At 62.3% G+C, this 20,758-nt stretch carries 19 protein-coding genes; 13 read left to right on the forward strand and 6 right to left on the reverse strand.

The genetic code is table 11. The annotated features are described in order from the left end of the window. Positions 1-81 precede the first annotated feature (81 nt). Together ACF8FB_RS02120 and ACF8FB_RS02125 are read left to right on the forward strand one after the other, a co-directional pair. The gene (locus tag ACF8FB_RS02120; RefSeq protein ID WP_003255178.1) at positions 82-384 is read left to right on the forward strand and encodes a helix-turn-helix transcriptional regulator; all 303 of its coding nucleotides are present in this window, start codon (positions 82-84) and stop codon (positions 382-384) included. A 17-nt stretch (positions 385-401) separates the two neighbouring features. Further along, a complete protein-coding gene (locus ACF8FB_RS02125) occupies positions 402-1,451 on the forward strand; it encodes an alkene reductase (protein ID WP_121782901.1) in 1,050 nt (349 codons plus the stop codon). 109 nt (positions 1,452-1,560) lie between these two features. On the opposite strand, the gene ACF8FB_RS02130 is transcribed toward ACF8FB_RS02125, so the two are convergent. The 3 genes from ACF8FB_RS02130 to ACF8FB_RS02140 all read right to left on the reverse strand — a co-directional run bounded on the left by ACF8FB_RS02130 (position 1,561) and on the right by ACF8FB_RS02140 (position 4,436). Beyond that, the gene (locus ACF8FB_RS02130; protein WP_161774069.1) at positions 1,561-2,430 is read right to left on the reverse strand and encodes an ATPase; all 870 of its coding nucleotides are present in this window, start codon (positions 2,428-2,430) and stop codon (positions 1,561-1,563) included. A 73-nt stretch (positions 2,431-2,503) separates the two neighbouring features. After that, positions 2,504-3,496 carry an NAD(P)-dependent oxidoreductase gene (locus ACF8FB_RS02135; RefSeq protein WP_003255182.1) on the reverse strand — a complete coding sequence of 331 codons (993 nt, stop codon included), beginning with the start codon at positions 3,494-3,496 and terminating at the stop codon, positions 2,504-2,506. Positions 3,497-3,545: 49 nt separating this feature from the next. After that, positions 3,546-4,436 (reverse strand): LysR family transcriptional regulator ArgP, encoded by an 891-nt coding sequence (locus ACF8FB_RS02140; RefSeq protein ID WP_003255184.1) that lies wholly within the window; start codon positions 4,434-4,436, stop codon positions 3,546-3,548. A 101-nt stretch (positions 4,437-4,537) separates the two neighbouring features. Here ACF8FB_RS02140 and ACF8FB_RS02145 point away from each other — a divergent pair, with 101 nt between their 5' ends. From ACF8FB_RS02145 to ACF8FB_RS02195, 11 genes are all read left to right on the forward strand, one after another. Further along, positions 4,538-5,137, forward strand: coding sequence for a LysE/ArgO family amino acid transporter (locus ACF8FB_RS02145; protein WP_003255185.1), 600 nt, complete (start codon positions 4,538-4,540; stop codon positions 5,135-5,137). Positions 5,138-5,408: 271 nt separating this feature from the next. Continuing rightward, entirely contained in the window at positions 5,409-6,005 is a 597-nt protein-coding gene (locus tag ACF8FB_RS02150; protein ID WP_003255187.1) for a superoxide dismutase, read from the forward strand. A gap of 249 nt (positions 6,006-6,254) precedes the next feature. After that, complete coding sequence (locus ACF8FB_RS02155; RefSeq protein ID WP_003255193.1) at positions 6,255-8,306, forward strand: bifunctional diguanylate cyclase/phosphodiesterase; 2,052 nt, start codon at positions 6,255-6,257, stop codon at positions 8,304-8,306. Between the two features lie 159 nt (positions 8,307-8,465). Further along, a complete protein-coding gene (locus ACF8FB_RS02160; RefSeq protein ID WP_003255194.1) occupies positions 8,466-9,800 on the forward strand; it encodes an imelysin family protein in 1,335 nt (444 codons plus the stop codon). Positions 9,801-9,941: 141 nt separating this feature from the next. Further along, positions 9,942-10,424 (forward strand): hypothetical protein, encoded by a 483-nt coding sequence (locus ACF8FB_RS02165; protein ID WP_392509182.1) that lies wholly within the window; start codon positions 9,942-9,944, stop codon positions 10,422-10,424. Positions 10,425-10,438: 14 nt separating this feature from the next. After that, a complete protein-coding gene (locus tag ACF8FB_RS02170; protein WP_010952115.1) occupies positions 10,439-10,825 on the forward strand; it encodes a hypothetical protein in 387 nt (128 codons plus the stop codon). 109 nt (positions 10,826-10,934) lie between these two features. Continuing rightward, entirely contained in the window at positions 10,935-12,362 is a 1,428-nt protein-coding gene (locus ACF8FB_RS02175; protein WP_392510962.1) for a di-heme oxidoredictase family protein, read from the forward strand. Between the two features lie 19 nt (positions 12,363-12,381). Beyond that, entirely contained in the window at positions 12,382-13,446 is a 1,065-nt protein-coding gene (locus ACF8FB_RS02180) for an imelysin family protein (protein ID WP_143999585.1), read from the forward strand. A 2-nt stretch (positions 13,447-13,448) separates the two neighbouring features. Continuing rightward, positions 13,449-14,546 carry a DUF1513 domain-containing protein gene (locus ACF8FB_RS02185; protein WP_392510963.1) on the forward strand — a complete coding sequence of 366 codons (1,098 nt, stop codon included), beginning with the start codon at positions 13,449-13,451 and terminating at the stop codon, positions 14,544-14,546. Positions 14,547-14,764: 218 nt separating this feature from the next. Then, positions 14,765-15,922, forward strand: a complete 1,158-nt coding sequence (locus tag ACF8FB_RS02190; RefSeq protein WP_392510964.1) for an efflux RND transporter periplasmic adaptor subunit — start codon at positions 14,765-14,767, stop codon at positions 15,920-15,922. 1 nt (position 15,923) lies between these two features. Further along, a complete protein-coding gene (locus ACF8FB_RS02195; RefSeq protein WP_350298266.1) occupies positions 15,924-18,968 on the forward strand; it encodes a multidrug efflux RND transporter permease subunit in 3,045 nt (1,014 codons plus the stop codon). A 108-nt stretch (positions 18,969-19,076) separates the two neighbouring features. On the opposite strand, the gene ACF8FB_RS02200 is transcribed toward ACF8FB_RS02195, so the two are convergent. The 3 genes from ACF8FB_RS02200 to ACF8FB_RS02210 are packed head-to-tail and all read right to left on the reverse strand — an operon-like array spanning position 19,077 to position 20,695. Next, a complete protein-coding gene (locus ACF8FB_RS02200) occupies positions 19,077-19,310 on the reverse strand; it encodes a hypothetical protein (protein WP_185279689.1) in 234 nt (77 codons plus the stop codon). Then, the gene (locus ACF8FB_RS02205) at positions 19,310-20,008 is read right to left on the reverse strand and encodes a lipopolysaccharide kinase InaA family protein (protein ID WP_049586448.1); all 699 of its coding nucleotides are present in this window, start codon (positions 20,006-20,008) and stop codon (positions 19,310-19,312) included. Before ACF8FB_RS02205 ends, ACF8FB_RS02200 begins: the two co-directional genes overlap by 1 nt. Before the next feature lie 6 nt (positions 20,009-20,014). Next, complete coding sequence (locus tag ACF8FB_RS02210) at positions 20,015-20,695, reverse strand: class I SAM-dependent methyltransferase (RefSeq protein WP_010952107.1); 681 nt, start codon at positions 20,693-20,695, stop codon at positions 20,015-20,017. Between the last annotated feature and the right edge of the window lie 63 nt (positions 20,696-20,758).

Genomic DNA, 20,758 nt, shown 5'->3' on the forward strand with positions numbered 1-20,758 from the left:
ACACCTTCGTATTTGTATATCGGAATTCAGCGAATTATATTTCGCCCTATCGCGATATACCGCTACAACGAGCCTCAAACCATGCCACTCGATCTCGACGAAATCATAAAAGCACTGGCCCACCCGGTCAGGCGAGAAATTCTCAGTTGGCTGAAAGACCCGGCAACCCAGTTTCCGGACCAGTACCACAGCACCGAAAACGGTGTGTGTGCCGGGCAAATCGACCAACGCTGCGGCCTGTCGCAGTCGACCGTCTCTGCCCACCTGGCCACGTTGCAGCGCGCCGGGCTGATCAGCAGCCAGAAGATTGGCCAATGGCACTTCTTCAAACGCGACGAAGCCACCATACAGGCGTTCCTCGAACAACTGCGCCAAGCACTTTGACAAGGCAGGTAACCGCTATGACCACGCTTTTCGATCCGATCAAACTGGGCGACCTGCAACTGCCCAACCGTATCATCATGGCCCCGCTCACCCGCTGCCGCGCCGATGAAGGCCGCGTGCCCAATGCGCTGATGGCCGAATACTACGTACAACGTGCCAGCGCCGGGCTGATCCTCAGCGAGGCGACTTCGGTCAGCCCCATGGGCGTCGGCTACCCAGATACCCCCGGCATCTGGAACGATGAACAGGTACGTGGCTGGAACAACGTGACAAAGGCCGTGCATGCTGCGGGCGGTCGCATCTTCCTGCAGCTGTGGCACGTGGGTCGTATCTCCCACCCCAGCTATCTGAATGGCGAACTGCCTGTGGCCCCCAGCGCGATCCAGCCCAAGGGCCATGTGAGCCTGGTGCGCCCCCTGAGTGACTACCCTACCCCGCGGGCGCTGGAAACCGAAGAAATCAACGACATCGTCGAGGCCTACCGCAGTGGTGCCGAAAATGCCAAGGCTGCCGGTTTCGATGGTGTGGAGATCCATGGCGCCAACGGTTACCTGCTCGACCAGTTCCTGCAAAGCAGCACCAACCAGCGCACCGACCGTTACGGTGGCTCGCTGGAAAACCGCGCGCGCCTGTTGCTGGAGGTGACCGATGCGGCCATTGAAGTGTGGGGCGCGCAGCGCGTAGGTGTGCACCTGGCACCGCGAGCCGACGCCCACGACATGGGCGACGCCGACCGCGCCGAGACCTTCACCTATGTGGCCCGAGAGCTGGGCAAGCGCGGCATCGCCTTCATCTGCTCGCGGGAGCGGGAGGCCGACGACAGCATCGGGCCGCTGATCAAAGAGGCATTCGGTGGCCCGTACATCGTCAACGAGCGGTTCGACAAGGCCAGTGCCAATGCGGCCCTGGCCAGTGGCAAAGCGGATGCCGTGGCGTTTGGTGTGCCGTTCATCGCCAACCCCGACCTGCCGGCACGGCTGGCAGCGGATGCGCCGTTGAATGAGGCGCGGCCTGAGACGTTCTATGGCAAGGGGCCGGTGGGGTACATCGATTACCCGCGGTTGTGATTGAGGGCCATTCGCGGCCATGCCCGCTCCCACCGGTATAGCGACAGGCTTGAAAGCTGCGCTTGATCCTGTGGGAGCGGGCGTGCCCGCGAACAAGGCTCAGCTGATGTTACGGACGAGCGTTGATCTGTTGCTGCAGGTTCTGAATCTGGCTCTGCAGCGTATTCAGGTTACGCGTCATCTGCGCACGGAAGGCATCGAACTCCTGCACCGAAGCACCACTGGATGACGCGGCGGCCGGGCGGTTGTCGACCTGGCTCTTCAACACCAGCATGTCCTGCTGCAGGCTCTGAATCTCAGCGCTCGGGTTGCCCTGTTTCTTCAAGGCCGCCACCTCGCTACCCAAACTCTTGAGCTGGCCGTCCAGCTGGCCGCCATCCACCTGTGAGGCTTTCAACGCGGCAACCTGCTCGCTCAGGCTCTTCAACTGGGCATCCAGCTTGCCACCATCGACCTGGCCCGAACGCAGCGCCGCCAACTCGCCATTCACCAGCTTGAGTTGCGCCTGCAACTGGCTTTGCAGCTCGGTCACAGCCTTCTGCTGTTCTCGGGTATCGGCCAGCACCTGCTCCAGACGTTTGCCCAGGTCGCCGGTCTGTCCGGCAACACCCTGCTGCAACTGGCGCAGCTGTAGCTTCAATGCCTCACTGCTGGTAGTGGCGCCCGACTCACTGGCCGCCACCTTGCCACTGATCGCCTGAAGGCGGCCAGCCGCCTCTTCACTGATGCGGGCAAAGCTTTCCTGGGTCGCCACCAGTTGCTGCTCCATCAGCGAGATCTGCTGAAAGCTCCACCAACCCAGGCCCGCCAACGCGATGAACGCGGCACCGATCAACGCCCACAACGGCGCCGTGCTGGCCCCGCGGGCGGCTTTCTGGCGGCTGCGCATCACATGCGCCGGCATCAGTTCGTCATCATCAACGGTGCCCGCCCGCAAGGCAGGCACGTCATCAAAGTCATCGTGAGCATGGTTACGCATGGATACATTCAACCGCGGTAGTCACAAAGAGGCACGAGTATAAACCGCCAGCGCGGCGCATTGATGACCATTGTCAGCCGGGCGGCAAATGCTTCCACCAGCCGCAGAATTCATCCAGCGCCGTCCACAGGCTGACCTTGGGTTGGTAGTCCAGGTACTGCCGGGCACGGCTGATATCCAGGGTGAAATCACGGCTCATCACCTGCATCCCCAGGCGCGACAAGGTCGGTTGCGGGCGCCCTGGCCATAACATGCAGGCCGCCTCGTTGAGCGCGGCCAGGCTGTAGGCAAGGCCATAGGAACGGTAGCGGGTCACCTGGGGAAGCTGCATCTGGCGCATCACGTAGTTGACCACGTCCCACAGCGGCAGTGGCTGGCCGTTGCTTATGTTGTAGGCCTGGCCCAGCGCCCGGTCATCAGCGAACAATGCACTTAGCAGCGCCTCGTTGAGGTTGTGCACACTGGTGAAATCGACCTTGTTCAGGCCGTTGCCGATGATCGCCACACGCCCTTTGCGCTGCATCTGCATCAGCCGCGGGAAGATACTGGCATCGCCCGCGCCGGTAACGAAACGCGGACGCAGCGCCAGCACTTCCAGGCCGAACTCCTGGGCACCGAACACTTTCTGCTCGGCCAGGTACTTGGTTTGCCCATAGTGATCGTGGAAGCGACGCGGTACCTGGTCTTCACGGACGTCCAGACGCGAACGGCCATTGAAGTAAATCGACGGCGAAGACAGATGCACCAGGCGCCGTACGTGCTCTTTCAGGCAGCCCTCGACCACGTTCTCGGTCACCACCACGTTGCCTTGGTAGAAATCCTGATAGCGCCCCCAGTTACCCACCGCGCCAGCGCAATGCACCACGGCTTCGACACCTTGGCACAAACGCCGGGCCAGCTCGGCGTCACCCAGATCACCCGGGATGAACTGTGCGCCACGCTTGACCAGATGCTCGACCCCTTCGGCACGGCGGCCGCTGACGCGCACGTCCAGGCCTTGCTCCAGGGCGAAACGCGCAAAACGCCCGCCAATGAAGCCACTCGCGCCGGTGACCAGAATTCGCATGTAACACTCCGTCTTGCCAGATTTCAGATGCAACTGACGCCAGCCACGGCTACAAGGGCACCAGCCAATGCTGTGCGGTGTGCCGCAGGTGGTCGGTCAGTTGCGCGAGCAATTGCCCGCCATTGCGCCAATGATGCCAGTACAGCGGCACATCGATAGGGGTATCGCGGCAGATTTCCACCAATTGCCCACTGGCCAGTTGCTCCCGGGCCTGCAGTTCGGGCACCAGGCCCCATCCCAACCCGGCCTCGGTCATGCGCAGGAAGCCTTCGGACGAAGGGCACAGGTGGTGCAGGAAACCACCCTCTATGCCCAGCGATGCCAGGTAACGATGCTGCAGGAAATCGTCCGGGCCGTACACGATCGCTGGCGTACGGGCCAGGCGGCTGGCGACAAAACCTTGGGGGAAGTGCCGCGCCATGAACACGGGACTGGCCAATGCCCGGTAGCGCATGGCCCCCAGTGGCAAACTGCGTGCGCCGGCTACCGGCCGCTCACTCCCACACAGGCAGGCCGCCACTTCGCCGGCACGCATGCGTTTCAGGCCCACTTCCTGGTCCTCAACCACCAGGTCGGTCAGCACGTTCTGTTGTGCGCAGAAGTTGCCCACCGCGCCGGCCCACCAGGTGGCCAGGCTATCGGCGTTGAGGGCGATACGCAGGCGCTCCGGCATGCCCTCTTCATCCAGCGCCGGTACCTGGCGCTGCAGGTCGCGTTCAAGCAGGCGCACCTGCTGCACATGGTTGAGTAGCTGCCGACCGACTTCGGTCGTGCCGGGCGGCGAGGCACGTACCAACACCGGCTGGCCGACCCGCGCCTCAAGCAACTTGATGCGCTGGGAAATGGCCGATTGCGACAAGCCCAGCACCTGCGCCGCACGCTCGAAACCGCCTTGTTCGATCACGGCCGCGAGGGCAGCCAGCAGTTTGTAGTCGAACATCGATTTTCCTAATGGGTGATCAGCTTTATTTGTTTTTCTTATACAGCGCCGAACATCACAATGGCCAGCATCTTCCGTGACCCTTTTTGGAGAGCCCTGCCATGTGGCAAAGCTATCTCAATGGCATGCTGGTGGCCTTCGGCCTGATCATGGCCATCGGCGCCCAGAACGCCTTCGTCCTCGCCCAGAGCCTGCGCCGTGAGCATCACCTGCCGGTGGCAGCGCTGTGCATCGTCTGTGACGCCATCCTCGTGGCCGCCGGGGTATTCGGCCTGGCCACCGTGCTGGCACACAACCCGACCTTGCTGGCAATCGCCCGCTGGGGCGGCGCAGTGTTCCTGATCTGGTACGGCGCCAAGGCGCTGCGCAGTGCCTGCTCCAAGCAGAGCCTGCAGCACCAGCAAGGCCAGGGCGTTCGCTCACGTCGCGCCGTACTGCTCAGCGCCCTGGCGGTGACCCTGCTGAACCCGCACGTGTACCTCGATACGGTATTGCTGATCGGCTCGCTGGGCGCCCAACAGTCCGCCCCTGGCGCCTACGTGGCCGGTGCGGCCAGCGCTTCGCTGCTGTGGTTCTCGACCCTGGCCATTGGCGCGGCGTGGCTGGCACCGTGGCTGGCGCGGCCTGCGACCTGGCGCATGCTCGACCTGATGGTGGCGGTGATGATGTTCGCGGTGGCGGCACAATTGATCTTCAACTGACCTCGTGGCTTGGTGCGGCATATTCATCGCCTGCCAGATCGAGCGACGCTCGCCCTCACTGGCAACACCAACGCAACGGCGAGCCACTGGTCGGCACAGCCCAACCCCTCCGGAACCTCTATTCCCTATGTTTGTTGCGTGGTTATGCGCCGGGCCCGGTGCTATGATCCAGCCCTTGCGTCGCAAAGAGTACAGACTCGCCGACGCTTATCGGGCCGCCCGTGATCGGCCTTGCGCAAACCGCAAACAGACCTGAATCAGGAGATCCACCATGGCTTTTGAATTGCCGCCGCTGCCGTACGCCCATGATGCCCTGCAGCCGCACATCTCCAAGGAAACCCTGGAGTATCACCACGACAAGCACCACAACACCTATGTCGTGAACCTGAACAACCTGGTCCCAGGCACCGAATTCGAAGGCAAGACCCTGGAAGAGATCGTCAAGAGCTCTTCGGGCGGCATCTTCAACAACGCCGCTCAAGTCTGGAACCACACCTTCTACTGGAACTGCCTGTCGCCAAACGGCGGCGGCCAGCCTACCGGTGCACTGGCTGACGCCATCAACGCCGCTTTCGGTTCCTTCGACAAGTTCAAGGAAGAGTTCACCAAGACTTCGGTTGGCACCTTCGGTTCCGGCTGGGGCTGGCTGGTGAAGAAAGCTGACGGTTCCCTGGCCCTGGCCAGCACCATCGGCGCCGGCTGCCCACTGACCAGCGGCGACACCCCGCTGCTGACCTGCGACGTCTGGGAACACGCCTACTACATCGACTACCGCAACCTGCGTCCGAAGTACGTCGAGGCGTTCTGGAACCTGGTCAACTGGGCCTTCGTTGCCGAGCAGTTCGAAGGCAAGACCTTCAAGGCCTGAGTCCCTCGGCCTTGAACGAGAAACCCGGCCATGTGCCGGGTTTTTTTGTGCCTGTATTGCCGCAAACAGGCTGGCACGGTTTTGCTTGCTCAGACCGCATACCACGCTAACATCAAACCTCTGGAAGATTGATACAGCGCATTCAAGTTGCGGGGTCGGGCAACCGATACACTGCTCATGATCGGCCGGTAGTGTATCGTCATCGTTGATGGCAAAATGATGCCATGCGCATGGATTAAGGAAACCCCATTGAAGCTGGAATTGCGGAACAGCTTGTCGGTCAAGTTGCTCAGGGTCGTGCTGCTGTCGGCGTTGGCGGTTGGCGTCGTGCTCAGCTGTGCGCAAATCGTCTATGACACCTACAAGACCCGCCAGGCCGTGGACAACGATGCCCAGCGCATCCTCGACATGTTCCGCGATCCCTCGACCCAGGCGGTTTACAGCCTCGACCGTGAAATGGGCATGCAGGTCATGGAAGGCCTGTTCCAGGACGAATCAGTGCGCATGGCCTCCATTGGCCACCCCAACGAAACCATGCTGGCAGAAAAGTCCCGCCCGCTGCAGGACATGTCCATGCGCTGGCTCACCGACCTCATCCTCGGCCAGGAGCGCACCTACACCACACAACTGGTCGGCCGTGGCCCTTACAGCGAATACTACGGCGACCTCAGCATTACCCTCGATACCTCCTCCTACGGCAAAGATTTCCTGATCAACGCGGTGATCATCTTCATATCCGGCGTGCTGCGGGCCATGGCCATGGGCCTGGTGCTTTACCTGGTCTACCACTGGCTGCTGACCAAACCGCTGTCGAAGATCATCGAGCACCTCACCCAGATCAACCCTGACCGCCCCAGCCAGCACCAGATACCGCTGCTCAAGGGCCACGAGAAAAACGAACTGGGCCTGTGGGTGAACACCGCCAACCAGTTGCTGGCCTCGATCGAGCGCAACACCCATCTGCGCCACGAGGCGGAGAACAGCCTGCAGCGCATGGCCCAGTACGACTTCCTCACCGGCCTGCCCAACCGCCAGCAACTGCAGCAGCAACTGGACAAGATCCTCGTCGACGGCGGCCGTCTGCAGCACCGTGTGGCAGTGCTGTGCGTTGGCCTGGACGACTTCAAGGGTATCAACGAACAGTTCAGCTACCAGGTCGGTGACCAGTTGCTGCTGGCCCTGGCCGATCGACTACGCGCCCACAGCGGCCGCCTGGGCGCTCTGGCGCGGCTGGGCGGCGACCAGTTCGCCCTGGTACAGGCCAATATCGAGCAGCCCTACGAGGCTGCCGAACTGGCGCAAAGCATCCTTGATGACCTGGAAGTACCGTTCGACCTCGACCACGAGCAAATCCGCCTGCGTGCGACCATCGGCATCACCCTGTTCCCCGAAGACGGTGACAGCACCGAAAAACTGCTGCAGAAAGCCGAACAGACCATGACCCTGGCCAAGGCCCGCTCGCGCAACCGCTACCAGTTCTATATCGCCAGCGTCGACAGCGAGATGCGTCGCCGTCGCGAACTGGAAAAGGACCTGCGGGAAGCCCTGCCCCGCAACCAGCTTTACCTGGTGTATCAGCCACAGATCAGCTACCGCGACCACCGGGTGGTTGGCGTAGAGGCCCTGCTGCGCTGGCAGCACCCGGAACTGGGCATGGTGCCACCCGACCAGTTCATCCCCCTGGCCGAGCAGAACGGCAGCATCATCAGCATCGGCGAATGGGTGCTTGACCAGGCCTGCCGGCAACTGCGCGAATGGCACGACCAAGGTTTCAGCGACCTGCGCATGGCGGTCAACCTGTCTACCGTGCAACTGCACCACAGCGAGCTGCCACGGGTAGTCAACAACCTGCTGCAAGCCTATCGCCTACCACCGCGCAGCCTGGAACTGGAAGTCACCGAAACCGGCCTGATGGAAGACATCAGCACCGCCGCCCAGCACCTGTTGAGCCTGCGCCGCTCCGGGGCGCTGATTGCCATCGACGACTTCGGCACCGGCTACTCGTCCCTCAGCTACCTGAAGTCGCTGCCCCTGGACAAGATCAAGATCGACAAGAGCTTCGTTCAGGACCTGCTCGACGATGATGACGACGCCACCATCGTTCGCGCCATCATCCAGCTGGGCAAGAGCCTGGGAATGCAGGTCATCGCCGAGGGCGTGGAGACTGCCGAGCAGGAAACCTACATCGTTGCCCAGGGTTGCCACGAGGGCCAGGGCTACCACTACAGCAAGCCCCTTTCGGCCCGTGAACTGACCCACTTCCTCAAACAAGCGCAACGCAACCGGGTTTCGGTGTCCTGAGGCCACCTGCCCGGTTACAGGCCGTGCCCCTGATTTACATGAATTGCGCGCCCGCCCCTTTACAGCAAATGCAAATCTTTCGCATGATGTTGTAGTTTCGCGTGCCACGGCGCACGGTCCACCCCTTTGGTCCAACCACACGATGCAGGAAAACCAATAATGATTCGAATGCCTCTGGCCTCCGCCAGTCTGCTGGCCATTGCCATCGCCCTCGCCGGTTGCGGTGAAGGCAAGGACGAAAAAGCCGCCGCGCCGCAAGCCCAGGCACCTGCTGCCGCCACCACCGCTGTTGCGCCAGGGGCTGTCGACGAAGCCGCCGGCAAAGCCGTGGTCAAGCATTACACCGACATGGTCTACGCCGTGTACAGCGACTCGCTGAGCACTGCCAAGACGCTGCAGAGCGCAGTCGACGCGTTCCTGGCCAAGCCCAACGACGAAACCCTGAAAGCCGCCAAGGAAGCCTGGTTCGCCGCGCGCGTACCGTACCTGCAGAGCGAAACCTTCCGCTTTGGCAACACCATCATCGACGACTGGGAAGGTCAGGTGAACGCCTGGCCCCTGGACGAAGGCCTGATCGACTACGTCGACAAGAGCTACGAGCACGCCTTGGGCAACCCGGGGGCCAGCGCCAACATCATCGCCAACACCGAGATCCAGGTGGGCGAAGAGAAGGTCGACGTCAAGGACATTACCCCCGAAAAACTGGCTAGCCTGAACGAGCTGGCTGGCTCCGAGGCCAACGTTGCCACGGGCTATCACGCCATCGAATTCCTGCTCTGGGGCCAGGACCTGAACGGCACCGGCCCTGGCGCTGGCAACCGCCCGGCATCCGACTACCTGGAAGGCCAGGGCGCTACCGGCGGCCACAACGACCGCCGCCGCGCCTACCTCAAAGCGGTTACCGACCTGCTGGTCACCGACCTCGAAGAGATGGTCGGCAACTGGGCACCGAACGTCGCCGACAACTACCGCGCCAAGCTGGAAGCCGAGCCTGTCAACGACGGCCTGCGCAAGATGCTGTTCGGCATGGGCAGCCTGTCGCTGGGCGAACTGGCTGGCGAGCGCATGAAAGTTTCGCTGGAAGCCAACTCGCCAGAAGACGAGCAAGACTGCTTCAGCGACAACACTCACTATTCGCACTTCTACGACGCCAAGGGCATCCGCAACGTCTACCTGGGCGAGTATACCCGCCCGGACGGCACCAAGCTGACCGGCCCTAGCCTGTCGTCGCTGGTCGCCAAGGTTGACCCGGCCGCCGATGCAGCCCTCAAGGCCGATCTGGAGGCCACCGAGGCCAAGCTTCAGGTGATCGTCGACCACGCCCTCAAAGGCGAGCACTACGACCAGCTGATCGCCGCCGACAACGCTGCCGGCAACCAGATCGTGCGTGACGCCATCGCCGCCCTGGTCAAGCAGACCGGCTCGATCGAGCAGGCCGCGGGCAAGCTGGGCATTGCCAACCTGAACCCGGACACTGCGGATCACGAGTTCTGATCCTGCTGTAGCGCTTCACCGCAAACGCCCGGCCTTGTGCCGGGCGTTTTCGTTTGCTGCCGGGTAAAACGCTTCCCGCTGCCTGGCGTGCACGCAGATGCTCATCCTGTAGGCCTTCGATCAAACCTAACAGGAGGCACAGTGCTGCAGATTCTTGATGTCTGGGGCGAAGGCCGAATCGTCCAGCGCATGAATGGGGAAGACCTCATCACCGGATTCAACGATGCGTACAATCTGAACAAGGCTGGCCAGCTCATCTCCAACGGGCCGTTCGCTGGCGGGCACATTCCCAACCTCATCCTCGTATACGAATACGATGCTCCGGACTTTCCCCTCGACGACCATGCAGTCCCTCACGTGACGCTGATGGGCGCTCCGATCACCCACCGTGTGGCCGAGGAAATGTGCCGGGTAGTTGCCCGCCCCGGCAAGATCTACCTCTACGACCCCAACGAAACCGACCGCCGGATGTTCGAGGCAGTCGCCATTGACCAAGGGATGCAGCTGCTCGGACGCTTTCATCCCGCCGAGCTCGACCCTCCGTTCAACGAAATCACCTTGCTCGCGGCCTATGTCTATCGCGCCCCGACCAGCCCGTTGCCACGCCCGAAAACTGAACATTGAAAGGAAAACACTACATGGCCAACGTCACCTACTTGCGCTCCATCGCCAATAACACGCCTTATACCCTGACCCTGATCGACGGTGAAAACCGTAGCAACAGCCTGGCAGTCGGCGCCCAGCACGTCTGGAATGGCTCGCTGGCCATCCCGTGGATCGGCAGATCGACTGAGAACCACAAGGCCTTGCGCCTGATCCTCGGCCCGTCTGCCGACACCAACATCTGGTTATTCCAGGATTACTGGCAACCTGCGCACATGGACGCGGTCAAGTGCATTACCGCCTCCTCCATGGAATACACCAGCGAAGAAGTCATCGAAGTCACCGGCGATAATCGCGGTGGCGGCAACAAGAACCTGATCGTCAACCTGGTCAACCGACACTTCATGCTCTATATGGCCTGAGCAACCGCGCTGGCAGCGATTTCATCAAGCAAACGCAAATTGCTCTTATTCAATGATCCTGGGCCTGCTAAGCTGCACGCCGGTTTTTCGCTCACGCCCAGGATTCTCGATGTCCTTGTCGCTGTCCCGACTCCCCCCTCTGCTGCTGGCCTTGGCCTTGGCCGCCTGTGACGACGCCCCGCGCTTCACCCACGCCGAGCCCGGCGAAGCGTTGTCGGGTGGCCAGGCGACCGTGCAGCGCAGCGACCGCAATGCCTATTCCCTGCCCTCGGCCAACCTCTCGCCAGAGCTACGCCTGGACTTCGCCGTGGGTAACAGCTTCTTTCGCAACCCTTGGGTGATTGCGCCGTCAACCACCACCGCGCGTGATGGTCTGGGCCCGTTGTTCAATACCAACGCCTGTCAGAACTGCCACGTGCGCGACGGCCGTGGCCACCCACCAGAGCCGGGCGACAGCAACGCGGTGGGTATGCTGGTACGCCTGTCGATCCCCGACCAACCCTACCTGGCCAAAGTGATCGAGCGCCTCGGCGTGGTGCCAGAGCCCGTCTACGGTACCCAGTTGCAGGACATGGCCATACCCGGCGTGGCGCCCGAAGGCAAGGTGCGGGTGAGCTACACCCGCGAAACCCTGTCATTCAAGGACGGCCATCAGGTCGAGCTGCGCAAGCCAGCCCTGCAAATCACCCAGCTCGGCTATGGAGTGATGCACCCCGACACGCGTTTTTCTGCGCGGGTGGCACCACCAATGATCGGCCTGGGCCTGCTTGAAGCGATCCCCGAAGCCGACCTGCTGGCCAACGAAGACCCGGACGACCGCAACCGCGATGGCATCCGCGGGCGGGCCAACCGTGTGTGGGACGACGCCCAGGGCAAAACAGTGATCGGCCGCTTCGGCTGGAAAGCCGGGCAGCCCAACGTCAACCAGCAGAACGTGCACGCCTTTGCCGGCGACATGGGCCTGACCAGCACCCTGCTGCCCAACGACGATTGCACCCCGGCACAAACCGGCTGCCTGGCTGCGCCCAACGGCGACGGGGCCGATGGCGAGAAAGAAGTCAGCGACAACATCCTGCGCCTGGTCACGTTCTACACCCGCAACCTGGCTGTGCCGGCCCGCCGCGACGTGGGCTCGCCACAGGTACTGGCGGGCAAGAACCTGTTCTACCAGGCGGGTTGCCAAGGTTGCCACACACCGCAGTTCACCACCGCCGCCGACGCCACCGAACCCGCGTTGGCCAATCAGGTTATCCGCCCCTACAGCGACCTGCTGCTGCATGACATGGGCCCGGGGCTGGCCGACGAGCGCACCGAATTCGCCGCCAACGGCCAGGACTGGCGTACGCCGCCACTGTGGGGCATCGGCCTGAGCGAAACGGTCAGTGGCCATAGCCAGTTCCTGCATGACGGCCGCGCCCGCAACCTGCTTGAGGCCGTGCTGTGGCACGGTGGCGAAGCCGAGGCGGCACGCAATTTCGTACTCACTTTCGATGCCGAGCAGCGCGCTGCGTTGCTCGCGTTCCTGAACTCACTTTAAACGCGCAAAGGAGCCGGGCATGTTCCGACCCAAACTGTTGTTCACCAGCCTCGCCGCACTCGCCCTCGGTGCCTGCTCGCCACAAGACCCGCAAGCAGTGACCTCCGCCGCCATCGCCAACCAGGTGATCCTGCCTACCTACAGCCGCTGGGTCGAAGCCGACCGTACGCTGGCTGCCAGTGCCCTGGCCTATTGCGAAGGCAAGGAAAGCCTGGACAAAGCCCGCGCCGACTTCCTCAATGCACAAAAAGCCTGGGCCGAGCTGCAACCGCTACTGGTCGGCCCGTTGGCTGAAGGCAACCGCGCCTGGCAGGTACAATTCTGGCCTGACAAGAAAAACCTGGTCGGGCGTCAGGTCGAGCAACTGGTCAACGGCGACAAGCCGGTTGATGCTGAGGCGTTGGGCAAGTCCAGCGTAGTGGTACGTGGCTTGTCGGCCTATGAGTACATCCTGTTCGACAGCAAGCCGGACATCGCCACTGCCGAACAGAAAGCCCGCTACTGCCCGCTGCTGGTGGCCATCGGCGCGCACCAGAAGGCCTTGGCAGAGGAGATTCTCAAAGGCTGGAACAGCACCGACGGCATGCTTTCGCAGATGACCAAGTTCCCCAACCAGCGCTATGCCGACTCCCATGAGGCTATCGCCGATCTGTTGCGCGCCCAGGTGACCGCCCTGGACACCCTGAAGAAGAAGCTCGGCGCACCGATGGGCCGTCAGAGCAAGGGCATCCCGCAGCCGCTGCAGGCCGAGGCCTGGCGCAGCCACAACTCGATGAACAGCCTGCAGGCCAGCCTCAAGGCCGCCGAAGCTGTCTGGGTCGGGGTAGACAACCAGGGCCTGCGCGGCCTGTTGCCCAGCGATCAGAAAGCGCTGGTGGACAAGATCGACGCCGCCTACGCTACTTCGCTCAAGTTGCTGGCCGACAACCAGAAAACGCTCGGCGAGCTGCTGGCCGACGACGCCGGTCAGCAAACCCTCAACCAGATCTACGACAGCTTGAACGTCGTCCACCGCCTGCACGAAGGCGATCTGGCCAAGGCGCTGAACATCCAGCTGGGCTTCAATGCCAACGACGGTGACTGATCATGCTGCGACGCCAGGCACTCAAACTCGGTAGCGTATTGCTCAGTGCCCTCACCTTGGGCGGCTGGAGCCTGTTCCGCAACAAAGGCAGCGAACCCTTGCTGCTCTCGGCGCGTGACAACGGCAACGGCCAGCACTATGCCGTAGGTTTTCGCCTGGACGGCACACAGGTGTTCAGCACCCAGGTCGCTCAGCGTTGCCATGCCATCATCCACCACCCCGAGCTGCCCATCGCCCTGTTCGTCGCCCGGCGCCCAGGCACCGAAAGCTACCTGATCGACCTGCGTGACGGGCGCCTGCTGCAAACGGTAGCCTCGCAGCCGAACCGGCACTTCTATGGCCACGCCGTCGTGCACAAAGGCGGCGAATGGCTGTATGCCACCGAGAACGACACCACCGACCCAGGGCGCGGCGTGCTTGGCGTGTACCGTTTCGAAGGCGAACGCCTGGTGCACACCGGTGAAATTCCGACCCACGGTATCGGCCCGCACGAGGTTGCCTGGCTGCCTGACGGTGAAACGCTGGTCGTGGCCAACGGCGGTATCCGTACCGAGGCCGAAAGCCGTGTCGAGATGAACCTCGACGCCATGCAACCGAGCCTGGTGCTGATGCAGCGCGACGGCACCCTGCTGAGCAAGGAAACCCTGGCCCAGCAGATGAACAGCGTGCGACACCTGGCAGTGGCCAGCGATGGCACCATCGCCGCCTGCCAGCAGTTCATGGGCGATGCCGATGAAACTGCCGAGCTGCTGGCGATCAAGCGCCCGGGCGAGCCATTCAAGGCCTTCCCGGTACCGGAGCGGCAACTGCAAGCCATGGCCCAATACACCGCAAGCGTTGCCATCCACAGCGAGCTGCGGCTGGTGGCGCTGACGGCACCGCGGGCCAACCGCTTGTTCGTCTGGGACCTGGACAGCGGCGCGGTGCGGCTGGATGCCCCGATGCCCGACTGCGCAGGCGTTGGCGCGGTGAAGGACGGTTTTGTCGTCACCTCCGGGCAGGGCCGCTGCCGGTTCTACGATTGCCGCAAGGCCGAACTGGTCGGGCAGCCGATGAACCTGCCGTCCGGCTTCTGGGACAACCACCTGCATCTCGTCTGATTTTTCTGTTGCATTCACTGGCCTTCTCCCAGCTAAAGCCGATCCCACAGGGTTCTAAACAGTCCCTGTAGGAGCGGCTTTAGCCGCGAAAAGGCCGGCACAGGCATTTCACGCCCCACCTCCGGAAAAACAGTCAATACTTCCCCCATCCGCACGTGGGCAGGATCGCCCGTTGTCGTGTAGAAGCGAATAACAACTGCATCCAAGGAACCGGACCTATGCTGCGCCGCCGCATGCTCATCATGTTGGCCGTGGTTCTGCTGATCGTGCTGGCCCTGGGGGGTTACAAAGCCTTCTCGATCTACCAGCAGATCCAGATGTTCACTGCCCCCAAGCCCCCCATCACCGTGGCGGCTGCCATGGCCGAACAGCGCCCGTGGCAAGAGCGCCTGCCCGCTGTCGGCAGCCTCAAGGCGCTGCAGGGCGTTGATCTGAGCCTGGAGGTGGAAGGCATCGTCAAATCCCTTCACTTCGACTCAGGCCAACAGGTCAAGGCCGGGCAACTGCTCTTGCAGCTCAACGACGATCAGGAAACAGCCCTGCTCGGTACCGCCCTGGCCGACCTGGGCCTGGCCAAGGTCGACTTCGGCCGTGGCAGCCAGCTGGTGGGCGATTCGGCCATCTCCCGCGGCGAGTTCGACCGCCTTTCCTCCCAGTACCGGCGCAACCAGGCGGTGGTCGAGCAGCTTAAGGCGCAGAAGATCAAGAAACGCATCAATGCACCTTTCAGCGGCACCATCGGCATCCGCCAGGTGGACATCGGCCAGTACCTGGCCGCCGGCACTGTGATCGCCACCCTGCAAGACACCTCCAGCCTGTACGTAGACTTCAACGTGCCGGAACAGGCACTGCCACACCTGAGCCTGGGCCAGCAGGTGCTGGTGCAAGTGGCCGCCTACCCGGGTCAGCGCTTCCCCGGCAGCCTCAGCGCCATCAACCCCAAGGTCGAGGAAACCACGCGCAACCTGCTGGTACGCGCCACCATGGCCAACCCCGACGGCAAACTGCTGCCAGGCATGTTCGCCAGCCTGTTGATTCTGCTGCCCAACCCGCAGCCGCAAGTGGTGGTGCCGGAAAGCGCCATTACCTACACCCTGTATGGCAACTCGGTGTATGTCGCCTCACCGAAAAAGGACAAGGATGGCAAACCGGTGTACGACGACAAGGGCCAACCCCAGCTGGTCGCCGAACAGCGCACGGTAAAGACTGGCGAGCGCCGAGACGGCGTGGTTGTAGTCAGCGAAGGCCTGCAGGCCGGGGAACAGGTGGTCACCGCCGGGCAGCTGAAACTCACACCCGGTGCCGCAATACGCATAGGCCAGGACAACGCCCTCAAGCCCGAACCGGGCGCAGCGGCCAAGGACTCAGGAGGCTGACATGGCGTTCACCGACCCGTTCATCCGCCGCCCGGTGCTGGCCAGCGTGGTCAGCCTGCTGATTCTGCTGCTCGGCTTCCAGGCCTGGAACAAGCTGCAGATCCGCCAGTACCCGCAAATGGAAAACGCCCTGATCACGGTCACCACCGCCTACCCCGGGGCCAACGCCGAAACCATTCAGGGCTATATCACCCAGCCATTGCAGCAAAGCCTGGCCAGCGCCGAAGGCATCGACTACATGACCTCGGTGAGCCGGCAGAATTTCTCGATCATTTCCATTTACGCGCGCATTGGCGCCGACAGCGACCGGCTGTTCACCGAGCTGCTGGCCAAGGCCAATGAGGTGCGAAACAAGCTACCCCAGGACTCCGAAGACCCGGTACTGAGCAAGGAAGCTGCCGACGCCTCGGCGCTGATGTACGTCAGCTTCTACAGCAAGGAAATGAGCAACCCGCAGATCACCGACTACCTGTCACGGGTTATCCAGCCCAAGCTGGCCACTCTGCCGGGCATGGCCGAGGCGGAGATCCTCGGCAACCAGGTGTTCGCCATGCGCCTGTGGCTGGACCCGGTGAAGCTGGCCGGTTTCGGCCTTTCGGCTACCGACGTGACCAATGCCGTACGCCGCTACAACTTCCTTTCCGCCGCTGGCGAGGTGAAAGGCGAATACGTGGTCACCAGCGTCAACGCCAGCACCGAGCTGAAGTCGGCCGAGGCGTTCGCCGCCCTGCCGCTCAAGACCAGCGGTGACAGCCGCGTGCTGCTGGGCGATGTGGCGCGGGTCGAGATGGGCGCAGAAAACTACGACACGGTCAGCTCGTTCGACGGCACCCCGTCGGTCTATATCGGCATCAAGGCCACCCCGGCCGCCAACCCGCTGGATGTCATCAAGGAAGTGCGGCGCATCATGCCTGAGCTGGAAAGCCAGCTGCCCTCGGCACTGAACGTATCGATTGCCTACGACGCCACGCGGTTCATCCAGGCCTCGATCGACGAAGTGATCAAGACCTTGGGCGAAGCGGTTCTGATCGTCATCGTCGTGGTGTTCCTGTTCCTCGGTGCCCTGCGCTCGGTACTGATTCCGGTGGTGACCATACCGCTGTCGATGATCGGTGTACTGTTCTTCATGCAGATGATGGGCTACTCGCTCAACCTGCTGACCCTGCTCGCCATGGTGCTGGCCATCGGCCTGGTGGTGGACGATGCCATTGTGGTGGTGGAGAACATTCACCGGCACATGGAAGAAGGCAAGTCGCCGTTCGATGCAGCCCTGGAAGGCGCGCGCGAAATTGCCATGCCAGTGGTGTCCATGACCATCACCCTTGCCGCCGTGTATGCACCGATCGGCTTCCTCACCGGGCTCACCGGCGCGCTGTTCAAGGAGTTTGCCCTGACGCTGGCCGGGGCGGTGATCATTTCCGGAATCGTTGCCCTGACCCTGTCACCGATGATGTGCGCCCTGCTGCTGCGCCGGGAGCAGAACCCGAGCGGCCTGGCCCACCGCCTCGATCAGCTGTTCGAACGCCTGAAAGGGCGCTACCAGCGTTTGCTGCACGCCACCCTCGACAGCCGGCCGGTGGTGCTGGTGTTTGCCGTGATCATCCTGTGCCTGATCCCGGTGCTGCTCAAATTCACCCAGAACGAACTGGCGCCCAACGAGGACCAGGGGGTGATCTTCATGATGAGCAGCTCGCCTCAACCGGCCAACCTCGACTACCTCAACGCCTACACCGACCAGTTCACACCGCTGTTCAAGGCCTTCCCCGAGTATTACTCGTCGTTTCAGATCAACGGCTTCAACGGCGTGCAGACCGGTATCGGTGGTTTTTTGCTCAAGCCCTGGAACGAGCGCGAACGCACGCAGATGGAGCTACTGCCGCTGGTGCAGGCCAAACTCGAGGAAATCAGCGGGCTGCAGATCTTCGGCTTCAACCTGCCTTCGTTACCCGGCACTGGCGAGGGCTTGCCATTCCAGTTCGTGATCAATACCGCTGGCGACTACCCGGCACTGCTGGACGTGGCCCAACGCATCAAGACGCGCGCTCAGGAATCGGGCAAGTTCGCCTTCCTCGATATCGATCTTGCCTTCGACAAACCCGAAGTGGTGGTGGACATCGACCGGGCAAAGGCGGCGCAGATGGGGGTGTCGATGGACACCCTCGGCGGCACCTTGGCGACCCTGCTGGGCGAGGCGGAAATCAACCGTTTCACCCTTGAAGGCCGCAGTTACAAGGTGATCGCCCAGGTTGAACGGCCTTACCGCGACAACCCCGGCTGGCTGAACAACTACTACGTGAAGAACGACCAGGGCCAGTTGCTACCGCTGTCGACCCTGATCACCCTCACCGACCGCGCTCGCCCACGCCAGCTCAACCAGTTCCAGCAACTGAACGCTGCGATCATTCAGGGCGTGCCCATGGTCAGCCTGGGCGAGGCGCTCAAGACCGTGCAGGACATCGCTCGCGAAGAGGCCCCGGAAGGCTTTGCCTTCGACTACGCCGGCGCGGCCCGCCAGTATGTACAGGAAGGCAGCGCATTGTGGGTCACCTTCGGCCTGGCGCTGGCGATCATTTTCCTCGTACTGGCTGCACAGTTCGAAAGCTTCCGCGACCCGTTGGTGATTCTGGTGACAGTGCCGTTGTCCATCTGTGGCGCGCTTTTGCCGCTGTTCCTGGGTGTGTCGAGCATGAACATCTACACCCAGGTCGGGCTGGTGACATTGATCGGGCTTATCAGCAAGCACGGTATCCTGATCGTCGAGTTCGCCAATCAGCTACGCGATGAGCGTGGCCTGAGTGTGCGCGAAGCGATCGAGGAAGCAGCGGCCATTCGCCTGCGGCCGGTGCTGATGACCACTGCGGCTATGGTGTTCGGCATGGTGCCGCTGATTCTGGCAAGCGGGGCGGGAGCGGTCAGCCGGTTTGACATCGGTATGGTGATTGCCACCGGGATGTCGATTGGCACGCTGTTTACCTTGTTTGTGTTGCCGTGCATCTACACCCTGCTGGCGCACAAGGCGAGCGCCAAGGCACCTGCAATCGCTTGAACCGACCTGTGGGAGCGGGCTTGCCCGCGAAGAGGCCGGCAACGCAGACGCAAAAAGCCAAAGGCCCCGCAATCGCGAGGCCTCTGGCTTTTTCAGCTAACGCAGGGTTCATCCAAATGGCCGCAACCCTTGACGCAGGCCAAACAGGAACAGCAAAAGGTCCTGGTCCGGCTCGCTCCGGGCCTGCTGCTGCGGTTTTGCATCCCGCGGCAACGCGCACTGGTCTGCCATCTCAGCCTTGCTGAACACGGTTGGCCTCGGCTCTTCCCAGGCAGCCACCGCCACGGTGGTCACCGCCAGGCCAGCTACCAGGAACAAAGCTCGAGCAATTTCTAGTTTCATTACTCTAACCCTTTGACAGCGCTGCCAAACGCCATCTTGTAAAAGTAGAGCAGCGTCCGCCATTCCGCGTCATTGAGCGACGAATGGCGGCGTAGCTGACGCAAGTCATTGCCGGCCGCCCGCTGGCAGCTGATACGCCGCCTGCACTTTTCCAGGTCCAGCAGCGCCACTTCGACGCGAGCCTGCTCGCCCTCGCCGATTACCTTGATGAATACGTGCTTGCCGTACAGGCAGCCATGCTGCCAGTGCCCCAGGTGCATCCGCGCCAGGTTGTCCGCCAGGTCCTTGAGCATGCGCTCATGCACCACCTGCGGGTAACGCTCGCGGGCACCTTCGGCATGCCAGGTGTCGAGTTCGACAAAACCGTCCAGCGCTTCGCTGACCAGCAGCGCGCGCCACTGGTGCTCGGCATCGCGCTGCGCGCCACAGAAGACGATGCGCGGTACACGCACGCCCAACTGCTCGAAACTGTTCAGCGCATCGAGTTCACGCAACACGGTCGGCCGACCAAAAGGGTGCAACAGGCTGCGGTAGATATGCCCGACCTGGCGTTTGGCATACAACAGCTTGCCATCGGCATCGTTAAGGCGTTGCACGCCACTCTCGCCGCCGCGGCGCTGGTTAGGCTCCTCGACCCACTCGCCTTGCTGGCGCCAGTAAAAATCGAACTGCGCTTCCCCTTTATGGGCTACAGCCATCAAACACTACCCCTTACGCAATACATAGACCCGCCACATGGCATAGAACGGCAGGAAGTCGAGGCGTTCCTGGATTCTGAAGCCGGCAGCCCTGAATTCTTCTTCGACCGTTTCGGCAGGTAACACGAAACGGTTCTGGTAATTATCCTGCTCGGCCTTGGCGCTACGGCGCTGCTCCAGCTTTTTCCGGCGCCAGGCCTTGAAGTTGCCATCCACCCACAGTGACAGGATCACACTATCACGGCTAACCCGTTGAAATTCCGAAAGAATGGTCTTTCTGTGCGCCGACTCGCCAATGTGATGGAACAGGCGCATGCAGAAAATGCTGTCCACGGCGTTGTCTGGCAGATCGATGGCAAATGCCGAAGTCTGCAAAGGCCGTACCCGTGCCACCACTTCTGGCGGTTGCGCCGCACAGGCTGTCTCGATCATGGCCTCGGAGTTGTCGGCACCGATGATTACCCGATTGGGCTTTTCCGCCAACAGCGGCCAGAAACGGCCCGCTCCGCATGGCAGGTCGAGTACCAGGCCAGGCTCGCCCGCCAACGCCAAGGCGCGGCGCGCCAACTGCTCATCTCGCTTGTGGGAAAGGCGTCGCGCCAGGCCGTCCTGGTGCTTGAGAAAGTACTCGCGTGCATGGTCTTTGTCGTACTTCTCGGAAAATTCAAGCTTGATGGGGCTACGCATTGGGCATCTCCTGACTCCATTGCGCCCACACTAGTCATGCAAGCGTTGGAATCAGGTCATGCC

The sequence above is a fragment of the Pseudomonas sp. yb_2 genome (genome assembly GCF_043103905.1).
In the GTDB taxonomy this organism is placed as follows: domain Bacteria; phylum Pseudomonadota; class Gammaproteobacteria; order Pseudomonadales; family Pseudomonadaceae; genus Aquipseudomonas; species Aquipseudomonas alloputida.